This is a genomic window from Microbulbifer sp. TYP-18 (genome assembly GCF_040932045.1).
GTDB lineage: Bacteria > Pseudomonadota > Gammaproteobacteria > Pseudomonadales > Cellvibrionaceae > Microbulbifer.
In genome coordinates this window covers 19765-34319 of sequence record NZ_JBFRBC010000017.1, presented here as the reverse complement: position 1 = coordinate 34319, position 14555 = coordinate 19765, and the positions used below count along the sequence as shown (strand labels likewise).

The window sequence follows — 14555 nt, the reverse complement described above, 5'->3', positions numbered from 1 at the left end:
TACCAACTGAGCTGGCCCTGTTGTGACCGCTTTTTCGATGGGGCCGCGTATCAAGCCCGGATCAGCTGCAGCAGCTCCTGGGTCTTGGCTTCCATCAGCGCCCTGTCCCCCCGGGACTCGACATTGAGGCGCACCACCGGCTCCGTATTGGACATCCGCAAATTGAAACGCCAGCGGGGGAAAGCGACACTGAGTCCATCCACGTGGTCCACGGCTTCCGCCCCAGGCGCGTATTTCTCCTCAACCGTACGCAACAGCGCCCCGGCGTCGCTCACCCTGGAATTGATCTCTCCGGAACAGGGAAAAGCCGCCATGCGTTCGCTAACCAGGTCCGACAGGGACTTGCCGGTACGGCTGACCAATTCCGCCACCAGAAGCCAGGGAATCATGCCGCTGTCACAGTAGGCGAAGTCGCGGAAGTAGTGATGGGCGCTCATCTCGCCACCGTAGATGGCGTCCTCCCTGCGCATACGCTCCTTGATAAAGGCGTGGCCGGTTTTGCTCTGCACCGGCTCACCGCCGGTAGAGCGCACTATGTCCTCGGTATTCCAGGTCAGGCGGGGGTCGTGCACCACCCTGGCGCCCCTGTGTTTGAGCAGGAAACTTTCGGCCAGCAGGCCGACCACGTAATAGCCCTCGATAAATGCGCCCTTCTCATCGAAGAAAAAACAGCGGTCGAAGTCGCCGTCCCAGGCGATACCGAAATCGGCGCCACTGGCCCGCACGGCCTCGGCGGTGGAGCCGCGATTTTCTGGCAGTAGCGGGTTGGGAATACCGTTGGGGAAACTGCCGTCCGCCTCGTGGTGTACACGTACAAATTCAAACGGCAGCTGCGGCGCCAGCGCATCCACCACCGCTCCAGCTCCCCCATTGCCGGCGTTGACCACCAGCTTGAGGGGCTTTAGCGCTGCCCGGTCCACATAGCCCAGCAGGTGCCGGACAAAATCGTCGCGGTGGGCATAGGGGTGCAATTCGCCCCGGCGCTCCACAGAGGGGAAGGCATTGAGTTCGGCCAGCTGCCTGATTTCGTCGAGACCACTGTCACCACTGATGGGGCGGCTGCCGGCGCGCACGAACTTCATGCCGTTGTAGTCCATCGGATTGTGACTCGCGGTGACACAGATGCCGCCGTCGAAGTGGCCGTGGAAAGTGGCGAAGTAGACCTCCTCGGTACCGCATTCGCCGATGTGATAGACATCGGCACCGGCATCCCGCAGCCCTTCCACCAGCGCTTGGGTCAATTCCGGGCTGGTGAGACGGATATCGTGTCCAACCACTACACGGCGCGCAGTGAGAAACCGGGCAAAGGCCCGCCCGACCCGATAGGCCACATCGGCATTCAGCTCATCGGGCACACGGCCCCGCAGGTCGTAGGCTTTGAAGCAGCTCAGCTCTGACATTTATTAACCGCTTTTTGTACGATTATTGCTTTGCCGGCTCTACCTGGGCCGGCAGATAGACATGCTCGTAGACGTGGTTGGTGGCCTCGACAAAGCCGTCCACGGAACCGCAGTCGAAGCGGCGCCCCACAAACCGGTAGGCCAGCACACAGCCCCGCTGCGCCTGGGTGAGCAGGGCGTCGGTGATCTGTACCTCGCCATTTTTGCCCGGCGGTGTCTCGCGGATCAGCTCAAAGATATCCGGAGTCAGAATGTAGCGGCCGATGATCGCCATATTACTCGGCGCCGCTTCCGCGGCCGGTTTCTCCACCATATCGGTGACCTGGTACAGGCCCGGCTTGATCTCATTACCGGCGATAACACCGAATTTGTGAATCTGGTCCCGCGGCACCTCTTCAACGGCGACAATACTGCAGCGAAACTGCTTGTAGAGCTGTACCATCTGCGCCAATACACCGCGTTCCGCGTTCAGGCAGAGGTCGTCGGCCAACACAACGGCAAAGGGTTCATCCCCCACCAGGCGCTGCCCCTGCAAAATGGCGTCCCCCAGCCCGCGCATTTCCCCCTGGCGGGTGTAGGAGAAACTGGCCCGATCGATGACATAGCGCACCGAGTCCAGGTAGCGCTCCTTGCCGGTGCCGGCAATCTGGTGTTCGAGTTCAAAATTGGTGTCGAAATGATCTTCGATAGCCCTTTTCCCACGGCCAGTCACGAAGCCAATCTCATTGATCCCCGCCTCGATGGCCTCCTCAACGCCGTACTGCACCAGCGGTTTGTTGACCAGCGGCAGCATCTCCTTGGGCATGGCCTTGGTGGCGGGCAGAAAGCGGGTGCCGTAGCCGGCGACCGGAAACAGGCATTTCTTTAACATTTTGATCCCCAACAAACGATCCCTGCCGACGCTTTGCCGCGCCGGGCGGGCAACTTAGCACAAAATAACGGCGCTGTTCACCTGTGGGAAGGGCCCCATAGGCGGAAAATTCGTCATTGGCAGCGTAGGCATTTGCGGCAGCCAACCCCCACAATCTAGTCAGCAGCACCCGTGCGAACCGCAAAAGACAGGTGGCCGACTGGACAAGGACCCACCATTATTTAGAATGCCCGCTCTTACAAAAACGTCCACCCAGTGTGACGTGATCACCCAGAAACGGGAACAAAATGAGTAATTTCGTTCAGAAAAGCAGTTATAGCCGTGATGAATTGCTTGCCTGCTCACGCGGGGAGATGTTCGGCCCCGGCAACGCCCAGTTGCCTGCACCCAATATGCTGATGCTGGACCGCATCACCCATATCTCCAAAGATGGCGGCGCTCACGGCAAGGGTGAGCTGATCGCCGAACTGGATATCCACCCGGACCTGTGGTTCTTCGAGTGCCACTTCCCCGGCGACCCGGTGATGCCCGGCTGCCTCGGCCTGGATGCCATGTGGCAGTTGCTGGGCTATTTTCTCGCCTGGAAAGGCAACCCGGGCCGCGGACGCGCCCTCGGCTGTGGCGAGGTCAAGTTCACCGGCCAGATCTTACCCACCGCGAAAAAGGTCTCCTATCATATCCAGATGAGCCGCCTGGTTGAGCGCAAACTGGTGATGGGAATCGGCGACGGCTCAGTGTCAGTGGACGGCCGCGAGATTTATACGGCCAAGGATCTGCGCGTAGGTCTGTTCACCCGCACGGACAATTTTTAACCCGGTGGCAAATACAACCGGGGACAATAACAGCGTAAACTGCCAGGAAGCTTAAACGGAGACCAGTATGCGTCGGGTTGCTATTACCGGAATGGGGATCACATCCTGCATTGGCGCCAATCTGGAGGCGGTCACCGCCTCACTGAAGAATGGCTGCAGCGGCATCACAGCCGATGAGGAATACCGCGAACTGGGCCTGCGCAGCCAGGTCTCCGGCAAGGTTGAGATCGATTTCAAGGAACATATCGATCGCAAGCACCTACGCTTTATGGGGGATTCCGCCGCCTACGCCTATATCGCCATGCAGGAGGCCATCCGCACTTCCGGCCTCGAGGAAAGCGACATTTCCAATCCGCGCAGCGGCATTGTCATGGGCTCCGGCGGCACATCCACCGCCGCGATCATTGACGCTGCGCAGACCCTGAAAGACAAGGGGGTGCGCCGCGTCGGCGCCTTCCGGGTGCCCCAGGTGATGGGCAGTACCGTCTCCGCCTGTCTCGCCACCCCCTTCAAGATCAAGGGGGTCAACTACAGCATCTCCTCCGCCTGCGCCACCAGTGCACACTGTATCGGCAACGGCGCCGAGCTGATCCAGATGGGCAAGCAGGACATCGTCTTTGCCGGCGGCGGCGAAGAGCTGGCCTGGAGCCTGACCCACCTGTTTGATGCCATGGGTGCCCTGTCCAGCAAATATAACGGCACGCCGGAGAAGGCATCGCGCCCCTACGATGCGGACCGCGACGGCTTTGTCATCGCCGGCGGCGGCGGCTGTCTGGTGCTGGAGGAGATGGAACACGCGAAAGCCCGCGGCGCCACCATCTACGCCGAATTGACCGGCTATGGCGCCACTTCCGACGGCTACGACATGGTCGCCCCCAGCGGCGAGGGCGCGGTGCGCTGTATGCAGCAGGCCCTGGCCGGCGCTGACGGAAGGGGCCTGGAAGGACCTGTGGACTACATCAATACCCACGGCACCTCGACCCCCGTCGGTGACGTGGCGGAGCTGCGGGCGATGCGCGAAGTCTTCGGCGATCAGGTACCGGCATTCGCCTCCACCAAATCCCTCACCGGCCACTCCCTGGGTGCGGCGGGGGTCCAGGAAGCCATCTACTGCCTGCTGATGATGCAGAATGATTTCATCGCCGCCTCGGCCAATGTGGAAAACCGGGATGAGGCCGCGGCCGGTATGGACCTGGTGACCGAGCTGCGCAGCACGAAAATCCACCGCGCCCTGTCAAACAGCTTCGGTTTTGGGGGCACCAACGCCAGCCTGGTGTTCGACAAGATCTGAGCTGGCAGCTGTGCTTTCCGGCGCATCGGCGCCGGGCGGAGTGTCTGTTTTTTTTGCGCAACCGGTGTCAGGGCCTGTTCACACTAAATGAGCTGGCCCTAGGTGTCACTCCCACCTTTGTGATCCGCCGCCAGCCGCTCCAGCCATAACTCCACCTGTCGCGTCAGGCCCTGGCGCCAGCTGCGCTGCTGAATTCCGAAGACATCCCGCAGCCTGCCACAGTCCAATACCACACTGCTTCCGGCTTCCGCTCCCGGCAGGGCCTGGAGTCCGGCACTAAACCCCTCTTCGTAGAAAGACTGCGCGCGCTCCTCCACCTCCCCGGCAAACTCCATCGCCGTACAACTGTCGGCGGCGCCGTAATGGTAGATACCGGCGGTCGGCGCGCCGCTGGCAAGCTGCTGCACCATTGCAGTGACCACTCGGCCCAGGTCGAAAAGCGTTACCGGGCTGCCCAGCGCCTTGTCGTCCAAGGACACCAACTGGCGACTGGTCAAGCTGCGCAGAATACGCCCCAGCAGAGCGCTGTCGCTGCGATCCACCATCCAGCCCAGGCGCAACACAGTGCTGTGCCGGTGGTTCCCCAGGGCTTGCTCACAAGCCAGCCACTGGGTGCCCACCTCGCTTTTCGGTTGTGGCTCGTCGTCTTCGTAGTAGCGCTTTCGCGCCCGGCCGGGGAACACCCGGTAGGAAGAGAGATGCAGAATTGCCTGGTCACCGCGGTTTGCCAGGTAGCGGCAGGCCGCGAGTGCCGCAGGCAGCTCCCGGCTCCCGGCACAGCCGGCGGCATTGATCACCAGGGAAGTCCGGCGCAGCTTGTCGACTTGTGCCGGGGAAAATAGTTTGACGCGAAAACCCGCCCGCTGCAGCCGCTTTTGCAAGGTACTGTCGACCTCGTTGCCGGCGCCAATAATATCTACCGCATCCGACTGCAGCCCCTGATGGTCCCTCACTGTCCCCGATCGACCTTAAAAGGGAATATCGTCGTCGAAGCTGTTGTCGAAGCCGCCCGCAGGAGCCGGTTTGGGGGCCTGGCCGGAGGGCTGGTTGGCAGATGGTGCCGTAGGCGCCGAGCTGCGCCCCTGGTTGTAGGGGTCCGGCTGCCCCCCCTGAGAATAGCCGTCGCCCGGCTGCTGGTCATAACCCTGGCCGTAGCCGCCCTGCTCGCCACCTCGGCTGTCGAGCATCTGCATTTCACTGGCGACCACCTCGGTAGAGTAGCGGTCCTGCCCGGTATTCTTGTCCTGCCACTTGCGGGTGCGCAGGGAGCCCTCTACATAGACCTTGCTGCCCTTGCGCAGGTACTCGCCGGCGATTTCCGCCAAGCGGTTGAAAAACACCACCCGGTGCCACTCGGTGCGCTCCTGCTGCTGGCCACTCTGCTTGTCCTTCCAGGACTCGGAAGTGGCGAGAGAGACGTTGGTGACAGCGCCACCACTGGGCATATAACGGGTCTCCGGGTCTCCGCCCAGATTGCCGATCAGAATGACTTTATTGATACCCCTGGCCATAGCCCTCTCCTTCATCACCCGGACGGTGCCGGGATTGTCGTTGTGCAAATTAAAAGGTTCGATCGCGCCGTCGGTAGGGCGCCACTGGCGCAGCGCAAACCAGTGTATTTTTATCCAGCAGGATACAACAGTCGCCGCATCACTGCCCAGCGCCAGGGCCTGCCTGGGGTTCCCGGCGCAGCGACCACCAGAGGCAGCCCCACAGTAGTACCACAACCAGTCCCAGCAGTGCGACCGCCGCTGCGCCGCCCTGGCCATAGAGATAGCCACCCAGGCTGCCGCCGACAAAAGCGCCAAAAAACTGCAGTGTGGCGTAAAGGCCTGAGGCGGCACCTCTGGCCCGCTCCGGGGCGCCGCGTGTCAGCTGGGCCGGCAGCAGCGCCTCCAGCAGGTTAAACGAGATGAAAAATACCACCAGCAGCGCGACCAGCAGCCAGGCGCCGCCGGTGACCAGGGCCAGACTCCCCGCTGCAAGTCCCGCTAATGCCACGCCCATGGCCATGGGCACGCGGCCGCGGCGCTCCGCCAGGCGCATCAGCGGCAACATCGCCACAAACGAGCCCAGCATCAGCGGGGCATACAGTTTCCAGTGTTCCGCACCGGGCAAGCCGAGCTGTGCCACAACCACAAGCGGCAGCGGCACGAACAGGGCGGTCAACAGCAAGTGTGAGAAAAACACACCGCTCACCAGCTGCCAGGTCTCACCGCTTTGCAGCAGCTGGCGAAAGTCGCCGCGATAAACACGCTGGCGGGGCCTGGTGGCCGGGGTCGGCACCAGCCGCCACAACAACAGCATGCCCAGCAGCGCCAGCACCGCGGTCAGCCAGAAAATCGCCTGCAGGCCGCCGGCGCCAGCCAGTAGCGGACCCAGAATTACTGCCAGCATAAACGCCAGACCGATGGCGGCACCGATAGCCGCCATTGCCTTGCCGCGATTCTCATCCCGGGTCAGGTCTGCCATCAGCGCCATGGTCGCCGCGGCTATGGCACCACAGCCCTGCAGCGCCCGCCCGGCAATGAGGCCATACACCGAATCCGTCTGTGCCGCCAGCAAACTGCCGGCGGCAAACAGAGTCAGGCCGGCGTAGATCACCGGCTTGCGCCCCCAGCGGTCGGACAGCACTCCCAGCGGTACCTGCAGCAGTGCCTGGCTCAGCCCATAGACCCCCAGGGCCAACCCCAGCAGCGCCGGAGTGCTGTGGCGGTAGCCGGTCCCGTACACCGACAGTACCGGCAACACCATAAACAGCCCGAGCATGCGGAACACATACAGGGCGGCCAGACCGGCGAGGGCGCGACGTTCGGTGGAATTCATGAGTTGCGTGGGACAGCTTAATCCGGCGCGCATTGTACCAGCGCTGGGGGCACAGGTGGATAAATAATCTGCACCACAGCGACGACGGACACGGGGGTTTGGTCCGCCTGGCTGCCAGCTTATACTTGACCGTTTTCCGCCAGCCAGCACAGGACCAAGCGAGCGTGGACACGATTTATGTACGGGGTGCGCGCACCCACAACCTGAAGAACATCGACCTGGATATTCCCCGCGATAAGCTGATTGTCATCACCGGACTCTCTGGCTCCGGCAAGTCCTCTCTCGCTTTCGACACCCTCTACGCAGAGGGCCAGCGCCGCTATGTAGAGTCCCTGTCCACCTATGCGCGCCAGTTCCTGTCGATGATGGAAAAACCCGATGTGGATACGGTCGAGGGGCTCTCCCCGGCCATTTCCATCGAACAGAAATCCACCTCCCACAACCCCCGCTCCACCGTGGGGACCATAACGGAGATCTACGACTACCTGCGCCTGTTGTTTGCCCGTGTGGGCGAACCCCGCTGTCCCGAGCACGGCGAGCCGTTGCAGGCACAGACTGTGAGCCAGATGGTGGACCAGGTGCTGGCCCTGCCGGAGGACACCAAGATGATGCTGCTGGCCCCCATTGTGCGCGATCGCAAGGGCGAGCATGTCCATGTATTCGAGCGGCTGCGGCGCGACGGCTTTGTGCGCGCACGCATCGACGGCCTGGTGTGCGACCTGGACGACACGCCCAAGCTGGATAAACGCAGAAAGCACACCATCGAAGTGGTGGTAGACCGTTTCAAGGTGCGCGAAGGGCTGCAGCTGCGCCTGGCTGAATCTTTTGAGACGGCACTGCATCTCACCGACGGTATCGCCTCCATCAGTTTTATGGAGGGCGGCGGGGAAGACCGGCTCTTTTCCGCCCGCCACGCCTGCCCGGTATGTGACTACTCGCTAAATGAGCTGGAACCGCGGCTGTTCTCGTTCAACAATCCCGCCGGGGCCTGCCCCAGCTGCGACGGCCTGGGAGTGAAGCAGTTTTTCGATGAGGACAAATTGATTATCGACCCGGACAGCAGCATCTCCGAGGGCGCCATCCGTGGCTGGGACAGACGCAATATCTACTACTACCATATGCTCGACTCCCTGGCCGAACACTATGGTTTCGATCTGGACAGGCCCTGGAGAAAGCTGCGCAAGCGCGACCGCCAGACACTGCTGCAGGGCAGCGGTGACGAGGTGATCGACTTCAGCTACGTCAACGACCGAGGTGACGTCACTGTGCGCCGCCACAGTTTCGAAGGCATTATCCCCAACTTCCAGCGCCGCTACCGGGATACCGAATCCCAATCTGTGCGCGAGGAACTGGCCAAGTACCTGAGCACCCAGAAATGCCCGGAGTGCAACGGCACCCGTCTGCGCCAAGAGGCGCGCAATGTTTTCATCGACAACCGCACCCTGGCCCAGATCACCGCCATGCCGGTAGGCGATGCCTTTGACTATTTCGGCCACCAGTTGAAGTTCAAGGGTGCGCAGAAGGAGATCGCCGACAAAATCCTCAAGGAACTCCGCGATCGCTTCCGCTTCCTGGTGGATGTGGGGCTCAATTACCTGACCCTGAACCGCAGCGCGGAGACGCTGTCCGGTGGCGAGGCCCAGCGCATTCGCCTGGCCAGCCAGATAGGCGCCGGGCTGGTGGGCGTGATGTATATTCTCGACGAGCCCTCGATCGGCCTGCACCAGCGCGACAATGAACGCCTGCTCAACACTCTCACCCACCTGCGCGACCTGGGCAATACGGTGATCGTCGTGGAACACGATGAGGACGCCATCCGCAGCGCCGACCATATCATCGACATAGGGCCCGGGGCGGGAGTCCACGGCGGCGAGGTGGTTGCGGTGGGGACCCACGCACAGGTGGCCGGGTGTAAGCACTCCCTAACCGGCCAATACCTGTCCGGGAGAAAGAAAATCGCCGTACCCGAGGAGCGCTATGTCCCGGATCCGGATTTTATCCTGCGCCTGGAAGGTGCCAGCGGCAACAATTTGCGCAATGTGGACCTGGAAATTCCAGTGGGTCTGTTTACCTGCGTAACGGGAGTATCCGGCTCCGGCAAGTCCACCCTGATCAACACGACTCTCTACCCTCTGGCAGCCACCGCCCTGAACAAGGCCACAACTCTCAAGGCATCCCCCTATAAGGCGGTCTACGGCCTGGAGTATTTCGACAAGTGTGTCGATATCGACCAGAGCCCCATCGGCCGCACGCCGCGCTCAAATCCCGCCACCTACACCGGTATCTTCACCCCTATCCGAGAACTGTTTGCCGGCACCCAGGAGGCGCGCTCCCGGGGCTACAAGCCCGGGCGCTTTAGTTTTAACGTCAAGGGGGGACGCTGCGAGGCCTGCCAGGGCGACGGTGTTATCAAGGTGGAGATGCACTTCCTGCCGGATATCTACGTGCCCTGCGACACCTGCCAGGGCAAGCGCTACAACCGCGAAACCCTCGAAGTGCAGTACAAGGGCAAAAGCATCCATCAGGTACTGGAGATGACCGTGGAGGAAGCGCGGGAATTTTTCGATCCGGTGCCCAGCGTGGCCAAGAAGTTACAGACACTGATGGACGTAGGCCTGTCGTATATCAAACTGGGGCAGGCCGCCACCACCCTGTCCGGCGGCGAGGCCCAGCGGGTCAAGCTCTCTCGTGAACTGTCCAAGCGCGACACCGGCCAGACCCTTTATATCCTCGATGAACCCACCACCGGTCTGCACTTCGCCGACATACAGTTACTGCTGGATGTATTGCACCGGCTGCGCGACCACGGCAACACCATCGTTGTGATAGAGCACAACCTGGACGTCATAAAAACCGCAGACTGGATAGTGGACCTGGGCCCGGAGGGAGGCTCGGGTGGCGGGCAAATCATTGCCGCTGGCTCACCGGAAGAAGTGGCAGAAATGGAAGCCTCCCATACCGGGCGATTCCTCAAACCAATGCTCGGATAGACCTCCCATTAACCCGGCAACCAAATCAGTTGTCGGGTTAATGCGGCATAAGGAATTGATCGCGCTCTGCGCCATACTGATTTCCACTGCCTCTTTCTACGCCACCTATCAACAGGCCAGAGCGGCCAACCTTCAGGTCAAAGTGATGACCATACCGATTGTTGAATTCTCCCACGGCAACTTTGATGTTCAGGAGAAAAAGCCTCTCATATCCTTTACACTTAAAAATGCCGGGTCCGGACCAGCCATCCTAAAATCCATTCAGTTCAACCACAACGATATCCTGTATTCCAATCATACGGAATTCTTAAAAGGCTGTTGTCGAAAAGAATATAACGAACTAATGCAAAGAATCGGCAAAGCACAAAAGGAAGGGACGAACATCAACTTTGAATCCGGGGGAATCGTCACCAGCCCGACAGACAATACTATTATCCCGGCAAAGTCTGACTTCGAGTTTCTAAGAATCTACAGAGGCAACTTATCCGTCGACCTCTGCAAAAAATTGATAAAGAGCGGTTCAATCTCTCTCTCATCGCCTGCTTCTGCTCTCCTCTCGGAGATTGTTATCAATCCAACTCCGAACATATTTCCGCGGAAGTAAAATCCTGCCCGGCAAGTTGATTTTAAGTCTAGACTGCCCTGAAATAGACTTGGGTCAGGCCCCTCCGTGAGGGGCTTGGACTCAGCGAGAAAGGTTTGCCGCCAGGAAGCTGTCCATTTTGCGAAACAGGGCGAGCCTATGCTCCTCCTTGCTCAGATAGTGGTCCCCGTCTTCGTAGACCACCAGTTCAAATGGCGTTCCAGCCTTTTGCAATGCCTTGGCCATGGCCTCGGAGTGCCTCACCGGAACGATTCTGTCTTTGTTTCCATGGGCCAACAACACCGGCACTTTTATCCGCTCGGCCAGCAGGCGCGGTGAAGTCTCACGCAGTCTTTGCTTGTCGTCGCGCAGACTGCCTATTTGCCGCTCGACAATTTCATTGTTTAAAAAGCGACGTTGGTTTCGCAGCAGCATCTGCAGATCCGTTACGCCGGCAAAGCTCACCGCACAGCGGTAGGTATCCGGTGTCTTGGCTACCCCCATCAGGGCTGCATAGCCACCGTAGGAGCCGCCCACGATACAGACCCGGTTCGGGTCCGCAATACCCTGTTCCACCAGCCACTGCAATCCGTCACTGATGTCGTCCTGCATCTGCAGACCCCAGCTCTTGAACCCAGCGGCCATAAAATCATAGCCGTAGCCCGCCGAACCGCGAAAATTCATCTGCAGTACCGCGTAGCCACGGCTGACGAAAAATTGTGTCCAGTAGTCAAAGGTATCCGTATCTGCAGCTATGGGCCCACCGTGGGGAAACAAAATCGTCGGTAATTGTTCCTGCTCCACCGTTTGTGGCAAGGTAAGAAACGCCTCTATCTGCAGACCGTCCCTGGCCTTGTAGCGCACCACTCGCTTCTCAGGCAGGTCGATGGTATCGAGTGCCGGGTAAGAGGATGCTATCGGTGTCACAGTGCCGGACTTTCTGTCTCCGTAAAAATACTTACCGGGCTGGTCGCTGCTGACGGTATACAACAGATATATCTGGCCGTTGTTACTCATATCGACGATATAGTTGTCCGTGCCCGGCAGTGCCCTGTTGATAGCAGCATCGAACGCAGCAAACTGGTCATCCCACAGGTGATACATGCTGTCATCTTTGGGAGCCACCAGACCCACAAAGCCTTTACGCCAGTTGGAATACAGCAACTGCCCCGAAACATCGTAGCCCTTGCGGGCATAAAGAAGCTGTTTTCCCAATGTTGGATTTTCAAGGTCGACTTTGTAAAGGGCCCGGTAACCATCCCGGTATCCGCTGACAATCAATTCGCTATCGGTCTCACCAAATGCTAGCGGCCTGAGCCTGTCTTCCGACAGTGCCGTATAGCTCCACCCCAAGCGATAAGCTTTTTCCCCTGTACGTCGATAGAAAACGCGGTAGGTGTCCTTTTCCAGATCGACGTATACACGCGGCTGATGATTGCCATCCAAAATCCAGTCCACGGTGCGGGCCTTGCCACCGCGGGCCTTGCGTATCGCTTTCCGCCCTGACTTGCTCAGTCGAACCTTGTACAGGCCTTTGGACCCCACTGCGTCAATATCCAGCGCCACCAAAATATAATCGGGCTCTTCCGGCAACCAATCGACAACGTCGTCCTGATATTGGGGGTCGCGCTCGGACTTAGACCGAATCTGAATCAGGTTTCGCATTGAACCCGGCTCATCGTATTTTACTGCCATCAAGCGGGTACTGGTGATTCCGGCACCATTCGCACGGCTCGGATACCAGAAGCTCATGACCAGATACTGATTATTCGCCCACCGAATCCAATTCACCTTATATTTCTTGTTGTCAGTCTTTGTGACCGGATAGATCCCTCCGGTTTTCCCGAGGTCTTGGGCATAGACGACAGTCTGTCCTTTGACATTGATAATCGCGGCGAAACGCTTGCCATCCGGAGACAGATCCACGGCCCGGTATGCGGGCAACTTGGCGAATGCCTCCACGGGGAGATTGATGGAATCGGCCACCGCGGGCAGGGCCACAACAACTGACAATAGGGCCAACCAAACCGGACCCACCCAACGCCTGAGCATGAAAAATCCTTCGTATTTTGTAAAAGATAATAAAAGAAAGACCAGACAAAATAGCGGCATTTAATCAGCGGATCAATAGGCACGAAATACACGAAAAAGCGCCTTTGAACTACAGTATTTCGCCTCCCCAGGCTGGAGCGATTTCGTCAACGGAGCCATGCTGCCAACCCGAGAATCGAGCGGCATATCGGGTCACGCGCCACCCTCTGGATGGGTTGGCACAAGCCATTGAAATACAAGCGATTCCGTGTGATCGTGCGGTGTTTTGCCCACTTGTTGAACCCACGGAAAAGCCAGCAAAATAGGAAGTTATATGACTCGCCACCAGCGGTTGAGTATCGGTCCGGCCACTATGGTGGCCGCCGCCTTTATCGGTCCCGGTACCGTTGTTTCCGCATCACTGGCCGGGGCCAATTACGGCTATGCACTGCTGTGGGCACTGTTATTCGCCATACTGGCCAGTGTGATACTACAGGAAATGGCCGCCCGGCTCGGGATAGTCACCGGACAGGGCCTCGGCGAAAATATTCGCCAGACCTTCAGCCAACCGCTGGCGCGCCTCCTGGCCATTGCGCTGGTGGTCAGCGCCATAGTGATCGGAAATGCCGCTTACCAGAGCGGCAATATTGTGGGGGCCAGCCTGGGGCTGGACGCGCTGACTTCCGCTACTTTTGGCCGCCAGTTCCCCTTTAGTCCCTGGCCGCTGCTGATCGCCGCGGCGGCCTTCTGCCTGCTATGGCGCGGGGAGTACCGCCTTATAGAGGGGGTACTGGTGTCGCTGGTGCTGCTGATGAGCCTGGCATTTGTGGCCACACTGGCCCTGACCGAACCGGATTTGCCGGCGCTGTTCAAGGGACTGTTGCGCCCCTCTATTCCCACCGGTGCCGGATTAACCGTCATCGCACTGATCGGCACCACCGTGGTGCCCTACAACCTGTTTCTGCACAGTGCCACCGCCAGCAGGAAATGGCGTGGTGTCGACTCCCTGCCCCAGGCGCGAAAAGACATTTTTATTTCCATTCCCCTCGGCGGGCTCGTCTCCATTGCCATAGTCGCCACCGCCGCCTCGGCCTTTTTCGGCCGCCAGATGACGCTGGGAGGCGCCGCGGATATCGCCCAGTCACTGCGACCACTGTTTGGCGACGGCGCCCAGTACCTGATGGGGGTTGGGCTTTTCTCCGCGGGTATTTCCTCGGCCCTGACGGCGCCTCTGGCCGCCGCTTACGCGCTCAGCGGTATTCTGGGAATAAAACCTGACTTGAAATCGATGGCATTCCGCTTGGCATGGCTTGCCATTTTAGCGGCAGGCACCCTCGCCGCCACACTGGAGATCCGGCCCGTCAGGTTGATCTGGTTCGCCCAGGTTGCAAACGGATTGCTGTTGCCGGTGGTCACTGCCTTTCTGTTATGGGAAATGAATGCGCCGCGGCTGGGAAAATTCAGAAATTCGCCGCTGCAGAATACTTTTGGACTGCTGGTCCTGTTGGTCACACTGGTGCTCGGGGCCAAAAGCCTGGCGTCCGCCTTTGAGTATCTATAGCGGAATAATGAAAAGGTATTTTCCAGTAGTCCACCAGGCCGAACAGGTATCCTGATACCGCAAGTCAGGTTTGTCAGGGCTTGATTTATCGAAGAGGGCAATCCCGCCCAGCACTTTCTGCCTCACTATTTCCAGTGGTGTTTTACGTCATTTGCCATGACTGGTACGTCTACGATGACCGTTTGGTTTT

General features: G+C 59.5%; 11 protein-coding genes. 5 read left to right on the top strand and 6 right to left on the bottom strand.

Translation table 11 applies throughout. From position 1 onward, the window contains the following. Nucleotides 1-50 precede the first annotated feature (50 nt). Both ABVT36_RS13750 and galU read right to left on the bottom strand, forming a co-directional pair. Nucleotides 51-1400, bottom strand: coding sequence for a phosphomannomutase (locus ABVT36_RS13750; RefSeq protein WP_368457054.1), 1350 nt, complete (start codon nucleotides 1398-1400; stop codon nucleotides 51-53). A 22-nt stretch (nucleotides 1401-1422) separates the two neighbouring features. After that, nucleotides 1423-2271 (bottom strand): UTP--glucose-1-phosphate uridylyltransferase GalU, encoded by an 849-nt coding sequence (galU, locus tag ABVT36_RS13745; RefSeq protein ID WP_368457053.1) that lies wholly within the window; start codon nucleotides 2269-2271, stop codon nucleotides 1423-1425. Between the two features lie 287 nt (nucleotides 2272-2558). On the opposite strand from galU, the gene fabA reads away from it, so the two are divergent. Both fabA and fabB read left to right on the top strand, forming a co-directional pair. After that, nucleotides 2559-3083 (top strand): 3-hydroxyacyl-[acyl-carrier-protein] dehydratase FabA, encoded by a 525-nt coding sequence (gene fabA, locus ABVT36_RS13740; protein ID WP_367149310.1) that lies wholly within the window; start codon nucleotides 2559-2561, stop codon nucleotides 3081-3083. A gap of 67 nt (nucleotides 3084-3150) precedes the next feature. Beyond that, nucleotides 3151-4374, top strand: coding sequence for a beta-ketoacyl-ACP synthase I (gene fabB, locus ABVT36_RS13735; RefSeq protein ID WP_367149311.1), 1224 nt, complete (start codon nucleotides 3151-3153; stop codon nucleotides 4372-4374). A gap of 98 nt (nucleotides 4375-4472) precedes the next feature. Here the strand turns inward: fabB and ABVT36_RS13730 are convergent, their stop codons facing one another. The 3 genes from ABVT36_RS13730 to ABVT36_RS13720 all read right to left on the bottom strand — a co-directional run bounded on the left by ABVT36_RS13730 (nucleotide 4473) and on the right by ABVT36_RS13720 (nucleotide 7200). Further along, nucleotides 4473-5327 carry a sugar nucleotide-binding protein gene (locus ABVT36_RS13730; protein ID WP_368457052.1) on the bottom strand — a complete coding sequence of 285 codons (855 nt, stop codon included), beginning with the start codon at nucleotides 5325-5327 and terminating at the stop codon, nucleotides 4473-4475. 15 nt (nucleotides 5328-5342) lie between these two features. After that, complete coding sequence (gene ssb / locus ABVT36_RS13725; RefSeq protein WP_367149389.1) at nucleotides 5343-5885, bottom strand: single-stranded DNA-binding protein; 543 nt, start codon at nucleotides 5883-5885, stop codon at nucleotides 5343-5345. 139 nt (nucleotides 5886-6024) lie between these two features. Next, nucleotides 6025-7200, bottom strand: coding sequence for an MFS transporter (locus ABVT36_RS13720; RefSeq protein ID WP_367149313.1), 1176 nt, complete (start codon nucleotides 7198-7200; stop codon nucleotides 6025-6027). Between the two features lie 164 nt (nucleotides 7201-7364). Here ABVT36_RS13720 and uvrA point away from each other — a divergent pair, with 164 nt between their 5' ends. Together uvrA and ABVT36_RS13710 are read left to right on the top strand one after the other, a co-directional pair. Beyond that, the gene (gene uvrA, locus ABVT36_RS13715; protein ID WP_367149314.1) at nucleotides 7365-10190 is read left to right on the top strand and encodes an excinuclease ABC subunit UvrA; all 2826 of its coding nucleotides are present in this window, start codon (nucleotides 7365-7367) and stop codon (nucleotides 10188-10190) included. Further along, nucleotides 10096-10794, top strand: coding sequence for a hypothetical protein (locus ABVT36_RS13710; RefSeq protein WP_368457051.1), 699 nt, complete (start codon nucleotides 10096-10098; stop codon nucleotides 10792-10794). The genes uvrA and ABVT36_RS13710 overlap by 95 nt, the downstream gene beginning before the upstream one ends. Before the next feature lie 81 nt (nucleotides 10795-10875). Here ABVT36_RS13710 and ABVT36_RS13705 read toward each other — a convergent pair whose 3' ends face one another. After that, entirely contained in the window at nucleotides 10876-12825 is a 1950-nt protein-coding gene (locus ABVT36_RS13705; RefSeq protein WP_368457050.1) for an alpha/beta hydrolase family protein, read from the bottom strand. Between the two features lie 313 nt (nucleotides 12826-13138). On the opposite strand from ABVT36_RS13705, the gene ABVT36_RS13700 reads away from it, so the two are divergent. Then, nucleotides 13139-14365, top strand: coding sequence for an Nramp family divalent metal transporter (locus ABVT36_RS13700; protein WP_368457049.1), 1227 nt, complete (start codon nucleotides 13139-13141; stop codon nucleotides 14363-14365). The last annotated feature ends 190 nt before the right edge of the window (nucleotides 14366-14555 follow it).

Excerpts from the sequence above, each read along its gene's own strand:
- ABVT36_RS13750 (WP_368457054.1), bottom strand. The coding sequence starts at position 1,400 with ATGTCAGAGCTGAGCTGCTTCAAAGCCTACGACCTGCGGGGCCGTGTG.
- galU (WP_368457053.1), bottom strand. The coding sequence starts at position 2,271 with ATGTTAAAGAAATGCCTGTTTCCGGTCGCCGGCTACGGCACCCGCTTT.
- fabA (WP_367149310.1), top strand. The coding sequence starts at position 2,559 with ATGAGTAATTTCGTTCAGAAAAGCAGTTATAGCCGTGATGAATTGCTT.
- fabB (WP_367149311.1), top strand. The coding sequence starts at position 3,151 with ATGCGTCGGGTTGCTATTACCGGAATGGGGATCACATCCTGCATTGGC.
- ssb (WP_367149389.1), bottom strand. The coding sequence starts at position 5,885 with ATGGCCAGGGGTATCAATAAAGTCATTCTGATCGGCAATCTGGGCGGA.
- ABVT36_RS13720 (WP_367149313.1), bottom strand. The coding sequence starts at position 7,200 with ATGAATTCCACCGAACGTCGCGCCCTCGCCGGTCTGGCCGCCCTGTAT.
- ABVT36_RS13705 (WP_368457050.1), bottom strand. The coding sequence starts at position 12,825 with ATGCTCAGGCGTTGGGTGGGTCCGGTTTGGTTGGCCCTATTGTCAGTT.
- ABVT36_RS13700 (WP_368457049.1), top strand. The coding sequence starts at position 13,139 with ATGACTCGCCACCAGCGGTTGAGTATCGGTCCGGCCACTATGGTGGCC.